Source organism: Pseudoxanthomonas yeongjuensis, from assembly GCF_010093345.1.
Taxonomy (GTDB): domain Bacteria; phylum Pseudomonadota; class Gammaproteobacteria; order Xanthomonadales; family Xanthomonadaceae; genus Pseudoxanthomonas_A; species Pseudoxanthomonas_A yeongjuensis.
Map to the genome: position 1 here is coordinate 805375 of NZ_PDWT01000001.1, position 17661 is coordinate 823035.

19 protein-coding genes are annotated in these 17661 nt (G+C 65.0%); 12 read left to right on the forward strand and 7 right to left on the reverse strand.

Annotation, left to right across the window (positions count from 1 at the left end; genetic code table 11):
- The first annotated feature begins 106 nt into the window (after window positions 1-106).
- Window positions 107-688: an energy transducer TonB gene (locus CSC74_RS03535; protein ID WP_162313017.1), complete on the forward strand. Its 582-nt coding sequence runs from the start codon at window positions 107-109 to the stop codon at window positions 686-688.
- Here CSC74_RS03535 and aroA read toward each other — a convergent pair.
- The 3 genes from aroA to serC form a co-directional block, all read right to left on the reverse strand.
- Window positions 675-1988 carry a 3-phosphoshikimate 1-carboxyvinyltransferase gene (aroA, locus tag CSC74_RS03540; RefSeq protein ID WP_162313018.1) on the reverse strand — a complete coding sequence of 438 codons (1314 nt, stop codon included), beginning with the start codon at window positions 1986-1988 and terminating at the stop codon, window positions 675-677. The two genes, CSC74_RS03535 and aroA, sit on opposite strands and share 14 nt — an antisense overlap.
- A gap of 3 nt (window positions 1989-1991) precedes the next feature.
- A complete protein-coding gene (pheA, locus tag CSC74_RS03545) occupies window positions 1992-3137 on the reverse strand; it encodes a prephenate dehydratase (protein ID WP_162313019.1) in 1146 nt (381 codons plus the stop codon).
- A gap of 111 nt (window positions 3138-3248) precedes the next feature.
- A complete protein-coding gene (gene serC / locus CSC74_RS03550; protein WP_162313020.1) occupies window positions 3249-4334 on the reverse strand; it encodes a phosphoserine transaminase in 1086 nt (361 codons plus the stop codon).
- A 177-nt stretch (window positions 4335-4511) separates the two neighbouring features.
- Here serC and msrP point away from each other — a divergent pair, with 177 nt between their 5' ends.
- Both msrP and msrQ read left to right on the forward strand, forming a co-directional pair.
- A complete protein-coding gene (gene msrP, locus CSC74_RS03555) occupies window positions 4512-5480 on the forward strand; it encodes a protein-methionine-sulfoxide reductase catalytic subunit MsrP (RefSeq protein WP_162313021.1) in 969 nt (322 codons plus the stop codon).
- Window positions 5481-5592: 112 nt separating this feature from the next.
- On the forward strand, window positions 5593-6222 hold the full coding sequence (gene msrQ, locus CSC74_RS03560) for a protein-methionine-sulfoxide reductase heme-binding subunit MsrQ (RefSeq protein WP_162313022.1): 630 nt from the start codon (window positions 5593-5595) through the stop codon (window positions 6220-6222).
- Here msrQ and CSC74_RS03565 read toward each other — a convergent pair.
- The gene (locus CSC74_RS03565) at window positions 6191-7012 is read right to left on the reverse strand and encodes an FHA domain-containing protein (RefSeq protein ID WP_425501408.1); all 822 of its coding nucleotides are present in this window, start codon (window positions 7010-7012) and stop codon (window positions 6191-6193) included. The two genes, msrQ and CSC74_RS03565, sit on opposite strands and share 32 nt — an antisense overlap.
- Window positions 7013-7080: 68 nt before the next feature.
- Here CSC74_RS03565 and CSC74_RS03570 point away from each other — a divergent pair, with 68 nt between their 5' ends.
- Window positions 7081-7356 carry a polyhydroxyalkanoic acid system family protein gene (locus tag CSC74_RS03570; RefSeq protein WP_162313023.1) on the forward strand — a complete coding sequence of 92 codons (276 nt, stop codon included), beginning with the start codon at window positions 7081-7083 and terminating at the stop codon, window positions 7354-7356.
- A 61-nt stretch (window positions 7357-7417) separates the two neighbouring features.
- Here CSC74_RS03570 and CSC74_RS03575 read toward each other — a convergent pair whose 3' ends face one another.
- Window positions 7418-8131 carry a DUF8198 family protein gene (locus tag CSC74_RS03575; protein ID WP_162313024.1) on the reverse strand — a complete coding sequence of 238 codons (714 nt, stop codon included), beginning with the start codon at window positions 8129-8131 and terminating at the stop codon, window positions 7418-7420.
- Window positions 8132-8259: 128 nt separating this feature from the next.
- Here CSC74_RS03575 and CSC74_RS03580 point away from each other — a divergent pair, with 128 nt between their 5' ends.
- The 3 genes from CSC74_RS03580 (at window position 8260) to CSC74_RS03590 (ending at window position 11355) form a co-directional block, all read left to right on the forward strand.
- Window positions 8260-9516: a patatin-like phospholipase family protein gene (locus tag CSC74_RS03580; protein WP_162313025.1), complete on the forward strand. Its 1257-nt coding sequence runs from the start codon at window positions 8260-8262 to the stop codon at window positions 9514-9516.
- Window positions 9517-9600: 84 nt separating this feature from the next.
- On the forward strand, window positions 9601-10152 hold the full coding sequence (locus tag CSC74_RS03585) for a phasin family protein (RefSeq protein WP_162313026.1): 552 nt from the start codon (window positions 9601-9603) through the stop codon (window positions 10150-10152).
- A 243-nt stretch (window positions 10153-10395) separates the two neighbouring features.
- A complete protein-coding gene (locus tag CSC74_RS03590; RefSeq protein ID WP_162313027.1) occupies window positions 10396-11355 on the forward strand; it encodes a restriction endonuclease in 960 nt (319 codons plus the stop codon).
- Window positions 11356-11422: 67 nt separating this feature from the next.
- Here the strand turns inward: CSC74_RS03590 and CSC74_RS03595 are convergent, their stop codons facing one another.
- Window positions 11423-13411: an SDR family oxidoreductase gene (locus CSC74_RS03595; protein WP_162313028.1), complete on the reverse strand. Its 1989-nt coding sequence runs from the start codon at window positions 13409-13411 to the stop codon at window positions 11423-11425.
- Between the two features lie 161 nt (window positions 13412-13572).
- On the opposite strand from CSC74_RS03595, the gene CSC74_RS03600 reads away from it, so the two are divergent.
- Genes CSC74_RS03600 through CSC74_RS03610 form a run of 3 tightly spaced genes read left to right on the forward strand, consistent with a single transcriptional unit; the run spans window position 13573 to window position 15453 of the window.
- Window positions 13573-13830 carry an acyl-CoA-binding protein gene (locus CSC74_RS03600; protein ID WP_162313029.1) on the forward strand — a complete coding sequence of 86 codons (258 nt, stop codon included), beginning with the start codon at window positions 13573-13575 and terminating at the stop codon, window positions 13828-13830.
- A gap of 22 nt (window positions 13831-13852) precedes the next feature.
- Complete coding sequence (locus CSC74_RS03605) at window positions 13853-14479, forward strand: TetR/AcrR family transcriptional regulator (protein WP_162313030.1); 627 nt, start codon at window positions 13853-13855, stop codon at window positions 14477-14479.
- Window positions 14480-14499: 20 nt separating this feature from the next.
- The gene (locus CSC74_RS03610; RefSeq protein WP_211369540.1) at window positions 14500-15453 is read left to right on the forward strand and encodes a DUF6929 family protein; all 954 of its coding nucleotides are present in this window, start codon (window positions 14500-14502) and stop codon (window positions 15451-15453) included.
- A gap of 78 nt (window positions 15454-15531) precedes the next feature.
- Here CSC74_RS03610 and CSC74_RS03615 read toward each other — a convergent pair whose 3' ends face one another.
- On the reverse strand, window positions 15532-15963 hold the full coding sequence (locus tag CSC74_RS03615; RefSeq protein ID WP_162313031.1) for a phasin family protein: 432 nt from the start codon (window positions 15961-15963) through the stop codon (window positions 15532-15534).
- A gap of 224 nt (window positions 15964-16187) precedes the next feature.
- Between CSC74_RS03615 and CSC74_RS03620 the strand changes: the two genes are divergently transcribed.
- A complete protein-coding gene (locus CSC74_RS03620; RefSeq protein WP_162313032.1) occupies window positions 16188-17042 on the forward strand; it encodes a tetratricopeptide repeat protein in 855 nt (284 codons plus the stop codon).
- On the forward strand, window positions 17020-17643 hold the full coding sequence (locus CSC74_RS03625) for a hypothetical protein (protein WP_162313033.1): 624 nt from the start codon (window positions 17020-17022) through the stop codon (window positions 17641-17643). The genes CSC74_RS03620 and CSC74_RS03625 overlap by 23 nt, the downstream gene beginning before the upstream one ends.
- Window positions 17644-17661 lie beyond the last annotated feature (18 nt).

Genomic DNA, 17661 nt, shown 5'->3' on the forward strand with positions numbered 1-17661 from the left:
CGGATCTCCCGCGCGACAGGCCGCTTTCACGGTCCCGTGACACTATCGCAACAAACCCCCATGCAAGACTCGCACCTGTTCATTCACTTGTTCAGGGAGGTCAAGCATGTCCACACCCAATCCGAACGATCCCGGCTACAACCACGTCGACCCCGATGCACCCGTCGTGGCGCCTTCGCGCAACAGCAGCGGATTACTCTGGATTCTGCTGCTGGTGGCGCTGATCGCCCTGGCCTTGTGGTGGTACAGCAAGCGCTCCGCTGTCGAACCGGCGACTGCGCCGACCGTCACCGAGCAACCCGCCGTCGTGGACGAAGGGGCTGCCGCTTCCCCGACTGCCGCAGCTGACAAGGCAGCAAAAAGACCGGCGGCCAAACCGCAGGCCAAACCGAAACCCGTTGCGAAGATCACCCGTGATCCGTCGCCGCTGGCCGGCAATCAGGCACCGAAATATCCGCCGCAGGCGCTGCGTTCCGGCGTGGAAGGCAGCGTAAGCGTGCGCGTCGAAGTCGATGCCAGTGGCGTGCCCACCGACGTCAAGGTGGTGGAGCGCAGCGGCGAACGCAGCCGCGACCTGGACCGCGCCGTGACCGACGCCGTGCGCAAGTGGCGCTTCGAACCCGCGATGAAAGACGGCAAGGCCGTCGCTGGCGCCGTGGTGGTGCCGGTGGAATTCAAGTCGCAGTAAAGGCGCCGAAACCGATGCCCTGCGCCAGGGCGTCGTAGCCCGGGAACGACGTGGCCACATTGGCCACGTCGAGAATCCGCACCGGCCCGCTCGCCCGTTGCGCGGCGACGCTGAAAGCCATGGCGATGCGATGGTCGTCGTGGCTATGCACTTCCCCGCTTCCGATTTGGCCGCCAAGGACGGTGGCACCATCGGCGGTCTCGTCCACCCGGATGCCCAAGGCACGCAGGCCCGTGGCCATGGAAGCCAGGCGGTCGGATTCCTTGACCCGCAATTCGGCCGCACCACGCACCGTGGTACGGCCTTCGGCGCAAGCTGCGGCGACGAACAACGCCGGGAACTCGTCGATCATGTCCGGCACGATCTCCACCGGCACCTCGATGCCATGCAACGGCGCATGGCGCACGACGAGGTCGGCGACCGGTTCGCCGCCATGTTCGCTGCGGTTCTCTTCCACGATGTCCGCACCCATCGCCCGCAATGCGATCAACAGACCTGTGCGGCGCGGGTTCAGGCCGACCGCGCGCAGGCGCAATTCGGAACCGGGAACGATGCTCGCCGCGACCATGAAGAACGCAGCCGAGGAAAAATCCGCAGGCACCGCGATATCGGTCGCGCGCAGGCGCTGCCCGCCGCGCAGGCGCGCATGGCCAGGCGAGAATTCGATGTCCACGCCGAAGGCCGTGAGCATCCGCTCGGTGTAATCGCGGGTGGGATGCGGCTCGCGCACCACGGTTTCGCCTTCGGCATACAGGCCGGCGAGCAGCACCGCCGACTTGACCTGGGCGCTGGCCACTTCCAGGGTGTAGTCCATGCCGCGAATCGTCTGGCCGCCCCGGATGCGCAGCGGCGGCAGGCCGCCGGCTTCCGACTCGATGCGCGCGCCCATCCTGGACAGCGGATCGATGACCCGGCGCATGGGACGCCTCGAAAGCGATTCGTCGCCGACCAGCGTGCTGTCGAAGGCCTGCGCCGCCAGCAACCCGGACAGCAGGCGCATGCCGGTGCCGGCGTTGCCGCAATCCAGCGGCGCGCTTGGCGCACGCAGGCCATCGACGCCGACGCCGTGCACGACGCGCCGCGAAGGCGATGGGGTTTCGATGCGCACGCCGAGCTGGCTGAAGATCGCGGCGGTGGCGCGGGTGTCCTCGCCTTCGAGGAAGCCGTCGATGGTGGACACGCCGTCGGCCAACGCGGCCAGCATCACCGCGCGATGCGAAACCGACTTGTCACCGGGGATCTCGAGCTCGCCCTGTAGCGCCCGCCCACTTGAAACGGTCCAGTTCTGCCGATCGGCCATGTCTTACGGCACCGCCACAGGATACGAACCCAGCACCTTGATCTGGGCCGAATGCGCCTTCAGTTCGGCCAATGCCTTCTTCATCGACTCGTCCTCGATGTGTCCGGCCAGGTCGATGAAGAAGCCGTATTCCCACTTGGCGTGGTGCGAAGGCCGCGACTCGATCCGGTTCATGCTGATGCCGTGTTTCGCGAACGGACTGAGCACGTCGAACAAGGCGCCGGGCTTGTCGTGGATGAATACCAGTACCGAGGTGCGGTCATGACCCGAGGTGGGGAAAATGCTGCGACCGATCACCAGGAAGCGCGTGGTGTTGTCGGCCTCGTCCTGGATCGGGCTCATCACCACCTTCTTCAGTCCATACACATGGCCGGCGCTTTCGCCGCCGATGCTGGCCGCGTCCTCGGAGTTGCGTGCGCGGCGCGCGCCTTCGGCGTTGCTGGACACCGGGATCTTCTCGACCTTGGGCAGGTTGGAACGCAGCCACGAGGACGTCTGCGCGAACGATTGCGGATGCGAATAGATCCGCTCGATGTCCTCGATGCGGCCGGTGCGCGACAGCAGGTACTGGTGCACGCGCAGTTCGACTTCACCGCAGATCTTGAGGTTGGAGGTGAGGAACATGTCCAGGGTGACCTGGATCGTGCCCTGCCCCGAGTTCTCCACCGGCACCACGCCGAAATCGGCGTTGCCGTTCTCCACTTCCTGGAATACTTCCTCGATGCTGGCCAGCGGCAGGCCGTGCGCCGAGCGGCCGAAGTGTTTCATCACCGCCTGCTGGCTGAAGGTGCCTTCCGGGCCGAGGAAGCCGACTTTCAGCGGTTCCTGCTGGGCCAGGCAGGCGGACATGATCTCGCGGAACACATGCACCAGCACTTCGTCGCTCAGCGGGCCCTCGTTGCGGTCCACGACCATGCGCAATACCTGCGCCTCGCGTTCCGGCCGGTAATAGTCGACTGCAGCGGCGAGCTTGCCCTTGGCCTTGCCGACCTGTAGCGCATAGGCGGCGCGGTCCGCGATCAAGCCCTGGATCTGGCGGTCGATGCCGTCGATGTGGGCGCGCACGTCGGCGAGTACCGGCGCCGCGGCGGTCGGCTTGTTGGTGGCCTTGGCGACCTTGTTTGCGGGTTTCTTGGGCTTGGAGGCCATGATGTCGTCCGTCTTCTCGATGTGTCGTGTTTGTAGGAGCGGGCCTTGCCCGCGATGCCTTTTCGCGACATGGCGAAGAGCATCGCGGGCAAGGCCCGCTCCTACGGGGGATTATCCATTTCTGCGCTGGAAATCGCGCATGAAGTCGACCAGCGCCTGCGCGCCTTCCACCGGCAACGCGTTGTACAGCGAAGCGCGGATGCCGCCGACCGCCTTGTGGCCCTTGAGCGCAATCAGGCCAGCGGCTTTCGATTCGGCCACGAAACGCGCGGTCAGGGTTTCATCGGGCAGGAAGTAGGGGATATTCATCCGCGAACGCGCCGCAGGCACTACTTCATTGCGATAAAAACCACCCGAGGCATCGATGGCGCCGTACACCAGTTTCGACTTGATCGCGCTGCGGCGTGCGAATTCCTCCACTCCGCCCTGCGCCAGCATCCACTTGAACACCAGGCCGGCCAGGTACCAGTTCCAGGTCGGCGGCGTATTGAGCATGGAATCGCGCTCGGCATGCGAGCGGTAATCGAAGATGTCGGCGCGCGGCTGGCCCGCGCGTTCCAGCAGATCGCGGCGGATGATCACCACGGCCACGCCCACCGGGCCCAGGTTCTTCTGCGCACCGGCGTAGATCACTCCGTACTTCGACACGTCGATCGGCTCCGAAGCGATGCTGGAGCTGAAGTCGGCGAACAACGGCACCGCGCCGACCTCCGGCGTGCCGCGGAATTCGACGCCGTGGATGGTCTCGTTGGCGGTGATGTGCACATAGGCCGCGCCCGGCGTGAGTCTCCAGCTGTCGCGTGCCGGGATATCGCGAAAGCCGCCGGGTTCGCCATCGGCGGCGATATTGACCTTGGCGTAGGGCTTGACCTGCTTGATCGCGGTCTTGCCCCAGTGGCCGGTCACCACGTAGTCGACGGTCTCGCCCGGCGCGGCGAAATTCAGCGCCAGCAAGGCCTGCTGGGTGGTGGCGCCACCGGACAGGAACAGCACGGCATAGTCGTCGGGAATCCCGACCAGGGCGCGCAGGTCGGCTTCGGCTGCGGCGGCCACGGCGATGAAATCGGCGCTGCGGTGGCTGATCTCGACGATGGACGCGCCCACGCCGTTCCAGTCGAGCATTTCCGCCTGGGCCTGGAGCAGGACCGATTCCGGCAAAGTGGCGGGGCCGGCACTGAAATTGAAGACGCGCGTCATGGGCAACCTGCAAAGATGAAGCCCTAGTATGCCGCAGCGCAGCAGGCTTGGTCAGGCGTTTGTTTGCGGGCCGTTACTGGTTTCAAACGTAACTTGTGCTGTGCTGTCGATACGCTCCACGAAACCTTTTGCCGCCTGCCCTTCTCTTACAGGTTCGGCACCCAGAGGAAACCTGCCATGTCACTGCGCGATGCACTGAAAATCCCCCCCAATCAGGTCACCGAAGAATCGGTCTACCTGCAGCGCCGCAACCTGCTGCGCGCCTTCGCCATGGCTCCCGCGCTGACCCTGGCCGGTTGTGCCGAGGCCGAACCGCCCGCCCCTCCGAAGCAGGTCGTCACCCCGGCGCAGGCGCGTTCCGGCTTCCGCACCAGCGAGGAACTGACCCGCTACGCCGACATCACCAGCTACAACAATTTCTACGAATTCGGCACCGGCAAGACCGACCCTTCCACTGCCGCCAAGACCCTGAAAACGCGGCCGTGGTCGGTGGCGGTAAGCGGGGAATGCGAAAAACCCGGACGCATCGCCATCGAGGACCTGCTCAAGGGCCTGACCCCGGAAGAACGCATCTACCGGCTGCGCTGCGTTGAAGGCTGGTCGATGGTGATTCCGTGGCTGGGCGTGCCGTTGGGCGACGTGCTGAAGAAATTCGCCCCCACGTCCAAGGCCAAGTACGTGGCCTTCACCACCCTGGCCGATCCCGGGCAGATGCCCGGGGTGCGTTACGACTCGATCAACTGGCCGTATCGCGAAGGCCTGCGCATCGACGAGGCCATGCATCCGCTGACCCTGCTGGCCACCGGGCTGTACGGCAAGCCGCTGCCGCAGCAGAACGGCGCGCCGCTGCGGCTGGTGGTGCCGTGGAAATACGGCTTCAAGAGCATCAAGTCGATCGTGGAGATCAAGTTCGTCGAGAAAATGCCGGAAACCGCCTGGCACGATCTGCAGCCTTCGGAGTACGGGTTTTTCTCCAACGTCAATCCGGCGGTGGACCATCCGCGCTGGAGCCAGAAGACCGAGCGCCGCATCGCCGGCAACGCCAGCAAGTTGTTCGCCGACCGCATTCCGACGCGGCTGTTCAACGGCTATGGCGAGCAGGTCGCGTCGATGTACGCGGGCCTTGATCTGAAGAAGTGGTACTGACGAACACCCCCGTAGGAGCGGGCCTTGCCCGCGATGCTTTTAAGCGCGTTGCCAAAAGCATCGCGGGCAAGGCCCGCTCCTGCAAACTCAACCCCTCCCTCATCGGAACGCAATGGCCAAGACCTCCCCCGGCCTCATCGCCGCCAAGACCCTGGTACACATCGCCGCGCTGATTCCCCTGGCGATCCTCGCCTGGCAGTTCTACGACGTATGGAAGACCGGCAGCGACGCGCTCGGCGCCGATCCGGTGGCAGAAGTCGAACACCGCCTCGGCCTGTGGGCGCTGCGCCTGCTGATGATCGCCCTGGCCATCACCCCGCTGCGGCAGCTGACCGGACAGCCGATGCTGATCCGCTTCCGCCGGATGCTGGGCCTGTACGCCTTCTTCTATGCGTGCCTGCATTTCGCCGCCTACCTGGGGCTGGACCTGCGCGGCTACTGGACCCAGATCTTCGCCGACATCGTGAAACGGCCGTACATCACCGTGGGTTTCAGCGCATGGCTATTGCTGGTGCCGCTGGCCATCACTTCCACCAAAGGCTGGATCAAACGCCTCGGACGCAACTGGGGACGCCTGCACAAGCTGGTCTATGCGGTCGGCGTGCTGGCCGTGCTGCATTTCTGGTGGCTGGTGAAATCGGATACCCGCGAACCGTTGCTGTATGCATCGATCCTGGTCGCATTGCTGGGTTGGCGACTCTGGAAACGCTTCAGCCGGCCCCGAACAGCAGCAGCGCACTGAGCATTGCGGCCAGGAACAGAGCGGCCAGCAGCAACCACGGCCAGCGTCGCATCGAATGCTTGTTGGCCGGCGCCGCAGCCTCGCCGTTTCCATCCCGACCGCTATCGTCGGCCAGCTCCCGCGCGTCGCCGGAGGCTTCCTGCCACGGCACTTCCAGCACGAAGCGGTGCTGGCTGCCGAACGCGACCTGATCGCCCGCGGCCAACAGCGCATCACGCACGGCCACGCCATTGACCATGCTTCCGGCGGGCGAGCCCAGGTCGCGCAGCATCACCCGGTCGCCGCGCCTTTCGAGCTGCGCATGGCGCTCGGCGAAACCAGGTTCGTCGATGTGGATCGCGGCCGCGGCTGAACGCCCGACCAGGCACGGCTGCGCCAAGGTATAGGCGCGGCCATGATGCTGTCCGCCCAGGCCGCGCAGCACGATACGGGGGTCGTTGCCGTCGCCCGGGTCCGCTTGCGGAACCGCATCCAGGCCCTGGTGCGAGGCCTGCACCAGGATCTCGGCGCCATCCAGATACACCGTATCGCCAGCCCGCAGCAGGGCCATGCGCTGCACCGGCCTGCCGTTGACATGGATGCCGCGCCCGCCGCTGGCGACCTGCAGCCACAGGCCACGGCGGTCCACGCAGAACTGGGCCAGCAGGGCGCCCTGGGCGTTGTCGCCCACGCCGATCAGGCCGCTGGCTTCACGCACCACGCGATGCACGCCGGTGACCAGGGCGCGATCGGGTTGCTGGCGATTGCCGAAATGGAGTCTGAGGTTTTCCACGCGCCGGGAGACTAACATGCCGTGCAGCGGCTTGGACTTGGCGCCAAGCCTGCGCACAATAGGCGCGACACACAGGAAGCCCACGCATGCCCAGCATCGATATCCATCACTCGCATTCCAAGACGCCGGCGCAGGCGCGCAAGGCGATCGAAGGCGTAGCCAGGAAATTGGCGGAACGTTTCGATATCGAGCACGCATGGGACGGCGACACCCTCAACTTCAACCGCGCCGGCGTCGACGGCAAGATCAAGCTGTCGCCGAAGAAACTGCATGTCACCGCACAACTGGGTTTCATGCTGTCGATGCTGAAGGGCCCGATCGAGGCGGAGATCAAACGGGTGCTCAGCGAAAAATTCGACTGACTGCGGTCGACTGACTACGATCGATTGACCAGGAACCGCCGGCTCCAGGCCAGCCAGGCGATCAGCGGAACGGATCCGGATCGCCGCTGAACAAGCGCCGGGACGTCTTGCGCTCGGCGCTCTCGATGTCGGCGACGAAGGCCTTGCCGTCGCCCAGCGCGGCGAATGCGGCGAAGCCCCGCTCCAGGAAGCCCTGCAGCTCGCCCAGGCCGCTGGCCTTGGCCGGTCCGCGCGACAGCCGCAACAGCATCGCCACGCCGGGCGTGCGCACCGCCCTGGCCAGTCCGACGCCGACCCCGGCGATCAGGTCGATCTGGTGATCGCGCAGGCGCTCGTGGCCGATGCCGCGATACGCCTTCGCATACAGCGCCGTGTCCAGCCGCTTGCGCGCAGGCGCGATGCGCTGCAGTTCCTCGGCCATACGCAGGTCCAGCGCATGGGTCACCGCGCCCAGCTCGATGCCATCGGCGACCGTGGCCAGTACCGCCGCCGGCAACAGCCGCTGCATCATCGGCAGGACCTTGGCGACATTGGCATCGCGCCGGCTGAAATCGCGGTCGCCATAGACATCGGTCAGGAAGAACTGCGCCGCCGCGCGTCGCTGCGGATCGTGGAGGAAGTGCTCGAAGCTGCTTTCCAGCCGCTGCGTCTGCCAGCTGCGCAGGATCGGCAGCCAACGCAATTGGTTGCGCGGTTCCCGCTTCGGGTCGTGCAGGGCCTGGTGGCAAGCCAGGCGGCGTCCGAGCCGTTCGATGAGAGGATTGCCGCGCGCCATGCCACGAATGATCCGGTGCAGGGCACGCAACCGCAAGCTTTGCGCACCGTTTTCCGCCCTGCCGATGGCGTTTACAAGCTCCAGCGCCAGTCGGCTACACTCGGGCAGCTTTCGCAACCGGAACCTGCATGCTCTCTCTCCATAGCGCCCGGAAACGCGGGTCCGACGGCCGCATCGGCCTTGCCATCGCCGGTGGCGGCCCGATCGGCGGCATGTACGAACTGGGCGCATTGCGAGCCATGGACGAGGCGATGGACGGCCTCGACCTGACCCGCCTGGATTGCTACGTGGGAGTCAGTTCCGGCGCATTCCTGGCCGCGGGTCTGGCCAATCGCATGAGCACCGCGGAAATGTGCCGGATCTTCATCACCGGCACCAGCGACGATGCGCAATTCCGGCCGGAAATCTTCCTCAAGCCCAACGTCGGCGAATACCTGCGTCGTGCCGCCGCCCTGCCCGGCCTGTATGCCGACTGGGCGCGCCGGCTGATGCTCAACCCGCGCAAGGCCACGCGCGTGTCGGACCTGATCCTGCGTTTCGGCGGACTGGTGCCTACCGGCCTGTTCGACAACCAGGGCGTGGAGGCCTTCCTGCGCGACATCTTCACCCGCCGCGGCCGCAGCAACGATTTCCGCACCCTGGGCGCGGACCTGTTCGTGGTCGCCGTCGACCTGGACAGCGGCGAAGCCGTGCGCTTCGGCGAGAAAGGCTGGGACCAGGTTCCGATTTCCCAGGCCGTGCAGGCCAGCTCCGCGCTGCCGGGACTGTACCCACCCGTGAAGATCAAGGGCCGTCATTTCCTCGACGGCGCCCTGCGCAGGACCATGCACGCCTCGACCGTGCTGGAGCGCGGTATCGACCTGATGATCGGGGTCAATCCCCTGGTGCCCTTCGATGCCAGCCGTGCGCCGCTGCAGGCCGGCGAGGAAGAGCGCCATGGCCTGGCCAGCGGCGGGCTGCCGGCAGTGCTGTCGCAGACCCTGCGCACACTGCTGCAGTCGCGCATGCAGATCGGCATGGAAAAATACCCGCGCCAGTTCCCGGACATCGACCAGTTGCTGTTCGAGCCGAACGCGGAAGACAGCGAACTGTTCTTCACCAATCTGTTCAGCTTCTCCGCGCGGCACCGCGTCTGCCAGCTGGCCTATCGCAACACCCTGGCCGACCTGCGCAAGCGCGCCGACGTGCTGCGGCCGATGCTGGCCGCGCACGGCATCGGCCTGCGCGAGGAGGTCATCAACGACCGCCGCCGCTCGCTGCTGGACGGACTGGACATGGCCCCGCGCATGACCGAAACCACTGCCCGCCTGCGGCGCGCGCTGGACGACGTCGACCGGGTCGTGGCATCGCAGCGCCGCACCCGCAAGCTGCAACGGACGGCTTGAAGCGCGATCCATCGCTGGTGTGAAAGCTCTAGACAGGCGGGTGATTCTGCTTGCTCCTCATCATTCCCTTTGTCGACGGATCCCATGGCCAAGCTGAAGAAAACCGCGCGCAAGACCACCTCCGCTGGCACTCCCGACCTGCAGGCGCAGGCGGAACGCCTTTCCAAGAACCTCGGCGAATCCGCCCAGCAGGTGTGGCTGGCCGGCGTCGGCGCCTTCGGCCGCGCCCAGTCCGAGGGAACCAAGCTGTTCGAGACCCTGGTCAAGGAAGGCCTGTCGCTCGAGCAGGTCACCCGCAAGGTCGCCGGCGGCAAGGTGGAAGCCGTGCGCGACGCGGTCGAGAGCAAGGTCGGCCAGGCGCGCGAACGCGCTTCCGATACCTGGGATCGGCTGGAGAAGGTCTTCGAGGAACGCGTGCAGCGTGCGCTGCGTCGCCTGGAAGTCCCCGGCCGCGAAGACCTGAGCGCATTGATCGATCGGGTGGATTCGCTCAATGCCCAACTGCGCAAGCTCGGCGGCGCTCCGACCCCGCGCAAGAAAGCCACGGCTAAGAAGCCTGCGAGCAAGGCTCCCGCCAAAAAAGCGACCCCGGCCAAGCGCACCACCAAGAAAGCGACGCGCAAGACCGCGAAGTAAGTTGCAGACCAACGAGTCGTGGTGTGTCGTCGGTTAAATCGACGATTAACCCGCGACGCAGCGTTCCAATAATTTTGTTGCAAGGCACAATGTAAAGCGTAACAATCGTTTCAGCCCGCCAGTCCACTCGAAGTACGTATGCTCCCCTCCCCTTACGACTTCGGACTGGCGGGCTTTTTCGTGCCCGTAAAACGCTGGCGTAGGTAGAATGCGCGACGTTCTCAGCTCACTTGAAAGGTAACCATGCCCGCCTGGTTGTTCGGATTAGCCATCACCCTGCTGGTGGGCGCCGCTGCTACTGCCTATCTCTGGCTGATCCGTCGCCGCGACGACGAAACCGCAGCGGGCCTGCTGGCATTGGCCGGCATGCGCTGGCGCGATTTTTCCCGCCTGGTGCTGGAAGCCATGGAGTTGCGCGGCCTGGCGCGGATACCGTCCGCCCATGAGGAAAACCAGGAGCACAGCTCCAGCTTCATGCTCAGCGGCGAAGGCAGGCGCCTGCTGCTGGCCTGCAAACACGGCTCGGCTTATCGCATCGGTTCGGCGGCGGTCGACGAATTCGCTTCCGAAATACGCCTGCGCGGCACCAAGGGCGGGATCCTGGTGACCGAAGGCGTGCTCGACAAGGATGGACTGGAAAAGGCCGAGAGGCACAACATCGAAATCATCGACGGACCGCGGCTTTGGCCGACGGTCAAGCCGATGGTGGAAGGCAAGCTGCAGCAGCGCATCGTCGGCAACGCCTCGGCACGCGCACGGCGCCATATCGCCATCGCCTGGCTGGGTTCGGTCACCCTGGGATTGGCGGTCGCGCTGGTATTTCCCAGCGTACTGAATCCGACAGGCGCATCCGCTGCCGCGCCCGTCGCGGCGAAGCTGGCTCCTGCAGTTGCGCCCGCAGCGCAACCGACCACCGGGACCACGTCCGTGGCGGCCGCGTCGGCGGAAGTTACCGAAGCCGACACCGAAAAACACCGTGCGGAAATTTCCAGGAAACTGTCCAGGATCTCCGGCATCAGCCGCGGCGTCTGGATCTCGCGATCCACTCTGGCGGTGGATCGCCTGGTCGCCGAACAGGACGCCTGGCCTCTGGTCTGCAGCCAGCTGTACGCCTATCCGGACCTGGCCCTGACCCGGGTGCAGATGAACCCGCCCCCGGGCAGCGACGAGCAGGTGCGCTGGCGCCAGTGCGAGCAGCTCTGAGCCACGCTTGAACCGGCAGGCTTGAACGGCAGGCGGCGATCCCCCTGCCGGATTGGATCCCTACCTACTACCAGTGCACCCCGCGCATCAGCGACGCGAACGCGATCTGTTCCTGGCTGGGCGCGGCTTCCTTCAGCGCCTTGCGGTCGCCCTTGGCCGCGGCCGAATCCGGGAACAGTTCGAACGCGGTGCTCATGATCACCTCGTAGGCCTTCGGCGCGACCGCGTTGACCAGGGCCGAGAAAATACCCAGGCGGGTGGCGATGCGACTCGGTTTTTCGATGATGGCCTTGACCAGCAGGTCCGCGGCTTCGTCCGGCGACAAGGTGGGCACGCTGTCGTACATCTTGGTCGGCGCGATCATCGGCGTCTTCACCAGCGGCATGTTGATGGTGGTGAAGCTGATGCCCTTGCCCGACAGTTCGCCCTGCGCGCAGCGGCTGAAGGCATCCAGGGCCGCCTTCGACGCCACGTAGGCCGAGAAGCGCGGCGAGCTGGCCAGCACGCCGATCGAGCTGATGTTGATGATGTGGCCCTTGCGCCGATGGGTCATGACCGGCATGAAGCCCATGATCAGGCGGATGCTGCCGAAATAATTCAGCTGCATGGTCCGTTCGAAATCGTGGAAGCGGTCGTAACTGGCTTCGATCGAGCGGCGGATCGAACGTCCTGCGTTGTTGATCAGGATGTCGACATGGCCGTGTTCGTCCAGCACCTTCTTCACCAGCCGGTCGCAATCGGCCAAGTCGGCCAGATCGGCGGTGTAGGCGAACACCTTGCCGCCGGCCTTCTTCATTTCATCGCGCGCCCTGAACAGTTCTTCCTCGCCACGCGCCACGATCACCGTGATCGCGCCGGCCTCGGCCACGCGCTGGGCGGTGGACAGGCCGATGCCCGAGGAGCCGCCGGTGATGACCACGACCTTGTTGCGGACCTTGCCCTTCAGGGTGCGGTCGATGAACAGGTCCGGATCGAGGTGGCGCTCCCAGTAATCCCACAGCCGCCAGGCATAGGTGTCGAGCCTGGGCACCACGATGCCGCTGCCCTTCAATGCGCGTTCGGTTTCGCGGCTGTCGAAACGGGTGGGATAGGTGATGAACTTCAGCACTTCCTTGGGGATCTTGAAGTCGCGGAGCAGCATGCCGATGAAACGCTTCACCGGCGGCAGGTTGCCGACCGCGCCGCGGATCCCGCTGGGCACGAAGGCGAACATGCGCGCATCCACGCGCATGGTCATTTCCGGCGCATGGCCGGCGCGGCAGAAAGTGTTCAGCACCTCGCCCACGCGCAGCGGCTCGGGATCGGTCAGGTGGAAGGTATGGCCATCGAGCTTGGGCTTGTGCGCGATGTGGTCCATCGCATCGGCGACGAAGTCCACCGGCACGATGTTGATGCGCCCGCCCTCGATACCCAGCACCGGCATCCATGGCGGCAGCACTTCGCGCAGTTTCTTGATCAGGGTGAAGAAGTAGTAAGGACCATCGATCTTGTCGATCTGCCCGGTCTGCGAATGGCCCACCACCATGCCGGGGCGGTAGATGCGCCACTTCAGGCGCTTCTCGTCGCGCACCAGTCCTTCGGAATCGTGCTTGGTCCGCAGGTACGGATCGTCCAGGCCCTCGGCTTCGTCGAACATGTCCTCGCGGAAGATGCCCGGGTACAGCCCGGCGGCGGCGATCGAACTGGTGTGATGGAACACGCCCGCCTTGATCGCCGCAGCCAGGTCCAGCGCATGCCGGGTGCCGTCGATGTTGGCGGCCTGCTGCGCCTCGGCGCTCGCGGACAGGTCGTAGATCGCGGCCAGGTGGAAGAAGTGCTTGATCTTGCCCGAGAGGTTGCGGACCTGGGTCGGGGTCAGGCCGCATTTCGGCTTGGTCATGTCGCCATGGACCACGGTGATGCGCTTGAGGTCCCAGCCGGCCTGTTTGGCGATGGCGTCGAATTTCTTCTGCGAATCCTTGCGCACCAGGACATGGACCATGCCGGTGCGCTTGAGCAGGTTGCTGACCAGGTAGCGACCAATGAAACCCGTGGCGCCGGTTACGAAATAACTCATATGCAGACTGTCCTGGTTTGTGGGCGCCGCCCCTCCGCTGCGTCCCTGCGGTCTAAATTGCCAGAGAAGTCGGGTTTGGACAATGCCGCCACGGACAGGCGAGCATTGACCGGTCCTGCCGCGCATGGTGTGATGCGCGCGATCACCGGGAGGGATCACGCATGGCAGATCTTAAAAGCACCTTCGAGCAGGCATCCAAGAGCATCCAGGGCCTGTCCGAACGCCCCGACAACGACACGTTGCTGCGCCTGTACGCGCTGTACAAACAAGGCTCGGAAGGCGACGTGAGCGGCGACAAGCCGGGCTTCTTCGACTTCGTCGGCACCGCCAAATACGAGGCCTGGGCCAAGCTCAAGGGCACTTCGCAGGAAGACGCGCAGAAGAAATACGTGGACCTGGTGAAGAAACTGACCGCCTGACGTTCGCTGTCGAGCCCCCACCGTGGCCCGCGATACGCGCCAACGCATCCTCGATGCCTCGCTTGCGATGTTCAACGCGCAGGGCGAGCCGCATGTCACCACCAACCACATCGCCGACGAGCTGGAAATAAGCCCGGGCAACCTGTACTACCACTTCCGCAACAAGGACGACATCATCGAGCAATTGTTCGCGCGCTACGAAGAGCGCATGGACGCAGCGCTCGAGACGCCGTCCGGGCGCCTGCCCGGCCTAGAGGACATCTGGCTGCAACTGCACCTGGTGTTCGAGTGCATCTGGGACTATCGGTTCCTGTATCGCGACCTGGTGGAAATCCTCAGCCGCAACCGCCGCATCCGCATGCGCTTCGCCCGCATCCTCAAGCGCGCCGACGACAGCGCGCACACGGTCATGCGCGGTATGTCGCAGGCCGGGGTGATGCGTGCCTCGGCGGCCGAACTGGCTGGCACCGCGACCAACGTCCTGGTCATCGCCACCTTCTGGCTCAATTACTCCGCCAGCCGCGGCGACAAGGACGAACAGGTCGCGATCCGCCACGGCATCGTCCAGGTGATGATGCTGCTGGCCCCGTTCCTGCGCGATGCGGAACGGGTGCACCTGAATACCCTGATCCAGGCTTATCTGGATTGACTCCGAACCACGGTGAAGCAATGAGCCTGCAACGGACCATCCGTCCCAAGCTCATCGGCCCGCTCATGCTCGCCCCGATGCCGGAAGCAAAAGCCGCACGACACCTCGGCGCGGCCAGCGGCATGGTCGTCGCCGGGAACTTCCTGTACGTGATCGCCGATGACGAACTGCATCTGGGCGTCTTCGATGTCCGGACACCAGGCGATGGCAGATTGGTCCGCATTCTCCCTGGGGGACTGCCGGACGACCCGATCCTGCGCAAGGCGGCCAAGCCCGACCTGGAAGCGCTGGTCAGATTGCCGCCCTTCGAAAATTATCCGCATGGCGCCTTGCTGGCGCTGCCCTCCGGCTCACGATCCAATCGGCGCACCGGCGTGATACTGGCCGTGGACGCGGACAACAGTCTCAATGGGGCTTTCCTTCCGCTCGATCTCGGTCCTTTTTACTTGCCACTGGAAGCCTCTTTCCCTGCGTTGAACATCGAAGGAGCCGTCGTGCTCGGCACCGAGCTGGTCCTGCTCCAGCGTGCAAGCAGGATGCATCCGCAAAACGCGCTGGTTTACTTGTCGCTGGACGAAGTCTTGCGTGCGATGAGTTCAACAGATAGCGCAGCCAGCGAACCTGCCCGCGTGCATATCGTCGACCTGGGCACGATCGAAGGCGTCCCACTCGGTTTCACCGACGGTGCGGCACTGCCGGACGGCAGGATCGTGTTCAGCGCGGTGGCGGAAAACGCACAGGACACCTATCTGGACGGCCCGTGCATGGGCGCAGCCATCGGCATCATCGGAACCGATGGGCAGGTGGACGCCCTGCACCGGCTCGAACCGACGCAAAAGGTCGAAGGCGTGCATGCCGCGATCCATGGCGGTCTCATCCACCTGCTCATGGTGACGGATGCAGATGATGCGAGCGTGGCAGGCAAGTTGCTGAGTGCGGAGATACCGTCACATCCGATGACCCGGCTCGGTTAGGATCGAAGCCATCAATCGTGTTCACGAAAAAAGCCCCGCATCGCGGGGCTTTTCATTCATAGCGACAACCTGCCGGATTCAGGCGCGGGTCTTGCGGACCGTGCGCTTGGCGGCAGGCTTCTTGCGGGCCGGGGTGGCGCGGGTCGTGCGCTTGGCGGCGGCCTTCTTGATCGGCTTGCGGCCGCGGGCGGCTTTCGTGGCCTTGGGCTTCAGGCCCAGCTTGACCAGCACCGGCGCCAAACGGGCTTCCACCTCCGCGCTGAACTGGCTGGCCTTGGCCTCGCCCTGCTCGCGCACGCTGGCGATGCCGCCACGGACGTTGGCCTGCGCATCGTTGGCCAGCTTGCCGGCCTGCTGCTTCAGGGACTCGACCCTGGCGACAGCGTCGTTGGCGATGTTGCGGGTTTCGCGACGGGCGACGGCGATCGCGCCGAGACCGGCGAGCCAGAGGTGGCGGAAGGTGGTTTCCTGCGCCCTGGAGGGGGTCTTGGTTTTCTTCTTGGCGGCCATGGGGGGGCTCCGGGTTACCGGCCCCGATGGCCGGCTTGCGATGGAGTCTGCCCAGCGGCGATGGAGCAAACACACTACGCACGCTCCCGTAGGAGCGGACCTTGCCCGTGATGCCCTTTTATAGAGCATCGCGGGCAAGGCCCGCTCCTACAAAAAATCGGAAGGACTTGCCAGCCGCAGCGCTCCCAGCCATGCTCGCCCTATTCCTTGGAGGGGAGTTCCATATGGCAGGAAAATCATCGAAGTGGGCCGCATTCCCGCATGACGCCAAGGGGTTCGCCTATGCCGGCGACGCACTGAAGAAAGCATGGCCCGCGTTGCATGCGGGCGACAACGAACCCTACCCGGATGCGAAGCGCGCGCAGGCCTTGCTAGATGCCGCCGGCAAGGCCACCAAGGGCCTGGATGCGGCGACGCTTTCAAGCAAGCTGCAGGATGCCTGGCGCGCCTTCCATCGCGGCGATTTCCAGGCCGCGTTCGAGGCCGGCGAAGCGCTTGGCCCGCTCGGCGCTTCGGTCGCGGTCAAGGCACTGGGCATCCACGCCACCTATCTGGTCGATGACGACGCGGAAAAGCTCAAGCGTTACGAGCAGGCCGCGAAGCTGGCCGAAGCCGCGGTCAAGGCGCTGCCGGGCGAAGCCAACAGCCACTATCGCCATGCCTTCGCCCTGGGCCGCTACAGCCAGGGGCTGAGCATCGCCAAGGCGCTCAAGCAGGGCATCGCCGGCAAGGTGCGCGAATCGCTCAACGCCACGCTTGAACTCGCGCCCAAGCACGCCGAGGCGCATACCGCGCTGGCCCTGTACCACGCCGAGATCATCAACAAGATCGGCGCCATGATCGGCGGCCTGACCTACGGAGCCAAGGCGGCCGAGGCCGAATCGCATATCAGGACCGCGTTGAAACTGACCCCGGATTCGCCCATCGCCCATGTCGAACACGGCAACGTGCTGCTGCTGCTGTACGGCGACAAGAAGGAAGACGACGCCGCCAACGCCTTCGAAAAGGCCGGCAAGCTCAAGCCCAAAGACGCGATGGAAGCGCTGGACGCGGCATATGCGAAATCCCAGCTGGAATAAGCCCGCACTGGGCATGGCCGTGTATGCATTCGCCATCCTCGCCTCCGCGCAGGACGGCAAGCCGGTCGTTCCAGCGACGCCACCCGCCGCCAGCGAAAATTTCGCCGGGGCCGATGCGCTGGCCGATGCGCTGACCTGCCGGATCGGCAACGACCGCTACCCGGGATTGATGGAGGAAATCCGCAACGAGCGCCCACAGGATTTCCGCCAGACCTATCGGCAATACAGCGCGCCGATGATGGACGTCTACCACCTCGAGGATCCGGTACAGGCCTGGGGAAACGAAAGCGACACGATCGTCATCGGCCCCAACCGGGTGATGGTGGCGATCAAGGGTTCGCTGGACGCGGTCACCGCGCAGTTGGAGCATTCGCTGGAACAGTCCAGTCAATCGCCGCTGTCCGGCGCACTGGACGACAAGCACGCATTGGTGATCTTCGAGGCAGAACAACCGGGACTGGAAGGCATGGTGCTGCTGGGCTGCGAATACCGGAACCCGGGTATTTCGCTGCTGGATGATCCGGCGGATGCCTGGAAGAAGAAGCCGGAAGGGAACCCGCCTTCTCCACCCCAATCCCGCACAGTTCCATCCAATCCCTAGTTAAGCGCCAATTCGAGA

Excerpts from the sequence above, each read along its gene's own strand:
- CSC74_RS03535 (WP_162313017.1), top strand. The coding sequence starts at position 107 with ATGTCCACACCCAATCCGAACGATCCCGGCTACAACCACGTCGACCCC.
- aroA (WP_162313018.1), bottom strand. The coding sequence starts at position 1,988 with ATGGCCGATCGGCAGAACTGGACCGTTTCAAGTGGGCGGGCGCTACAG.
- pheA (WP_162313019.1), bottom strand. The coding sequence starts at position 3,137 with ATGGCCTCCAAGCCCAAGAAACCCGCAAACAAGGTCGCCAAGGCCACC.
- serC (WP_162313020.1), bottom strand. The coding sequence starts at position 4,334 with ATGACGCGCGTCTTCAATTTCAGTGCCGGCCCCGCCACTTTGCCGGAA.
- msrP (WP_162313021.1), top strand. The coding sequence starts at position 4,512 with ATGTCACTGCGCGATGCACTGAAAATCCCCCCCAATCAGGTCACCGAA.
- msrQ (WP_162313022.1), top strand. The coding sequence starts at position 5,593 with ATGGCCAAGACCTCCCCCGGCCTCATCGCCGCCAAGACCCTGGTACAC.
- CSC74_RS03565 (WP_425501408.1), bottom strand. The coding sequence starts at position 7,012 with ATGTTAGTCTCCCGGCGCGTGGAAAACCTCAGACTCCATTTCGGCAAT.
- CSC74_RS03570 (WP_162313023.1), top strand. The coding sequence starts at position 7,081 with ATGCCCAGCATCGATATCCATCACTCGCATTCCAAGACGCCGGCGCAG.
- CSC74_RS03575 (WP_162313024.1), bottom strand. The coding sequence starts at position 8,131 with ATGGCGCGCGGCAATCCTCTCATCGAACGGCTCGGACGCCGCCTGGCT.
- CSC74_RS03580 (WP_162313025.1), top strand. The coding sequence starts at position 8,260 with ATGCTCTCTCTCCATAGCGCCCGGAAACGCGGGTCCGACGGCCGCATC.
- CSC74_RS03585 (WP_162313026.1), top strand. The coding sequence starts at position 9,601 with ATGGCCAAGCTGAAGAAAACCGCGCGCAAGACCACCTCCGCTGGCACT.
- CSC74_RS03590 (WP_162313027.1), top strand. The coding sequence starts at position 10,396 with ATGCCCGCCTGGTTGTTCGGATTAGCCATCACCCTGCTGGTGGGCGCC.
- CSC74_RS03595 (WP_162313028.1), bottom strand. The coding sequence starts at position 13,411 with ATGAGTTATTTCGTAACCGGCGCCACGGGTTTCATTGGTCGCTACCTG.
- CSC74_RS03600 (WP_162313029.1), top strand. The coding sequence starts at position 13,573 with ATGGCAGATCTTAAAAGCACCTTCGAGCAGGCATCCAAGAGCATCCAG.
- CSC74_RS03610 (WP_211369540.1), top strand. The coding sequence starts at position 14,500 with ATGAGCCTGCAACGGACCATCCGTCCCAAGCTCATCGGCCCGCTCATG.
- CSC74_RS03615 (WP_162313031.1), bottom strand. The coding sequence starts at position 15,963 with ATGGCCGCCAAGAAGAAAACCAAGACCCCCTCCAGGGCGCAGGAAACC.
- CSC74_RS03620 (WP_162313032.1), top strand. The coding sequence starts at position 16,188 with ATGGCAGGAAAATCATCGAAGTGGGCCGCATTCCCGCATGACGCCAAG.
- CSC74_RS03625 (WP_162313033.1), top strand. The coding sequence starts at position 17,020 with ATGCGAAATCCCAGCTGGAATAAGCCCGCACTGGGCATGGCCGTGTAT.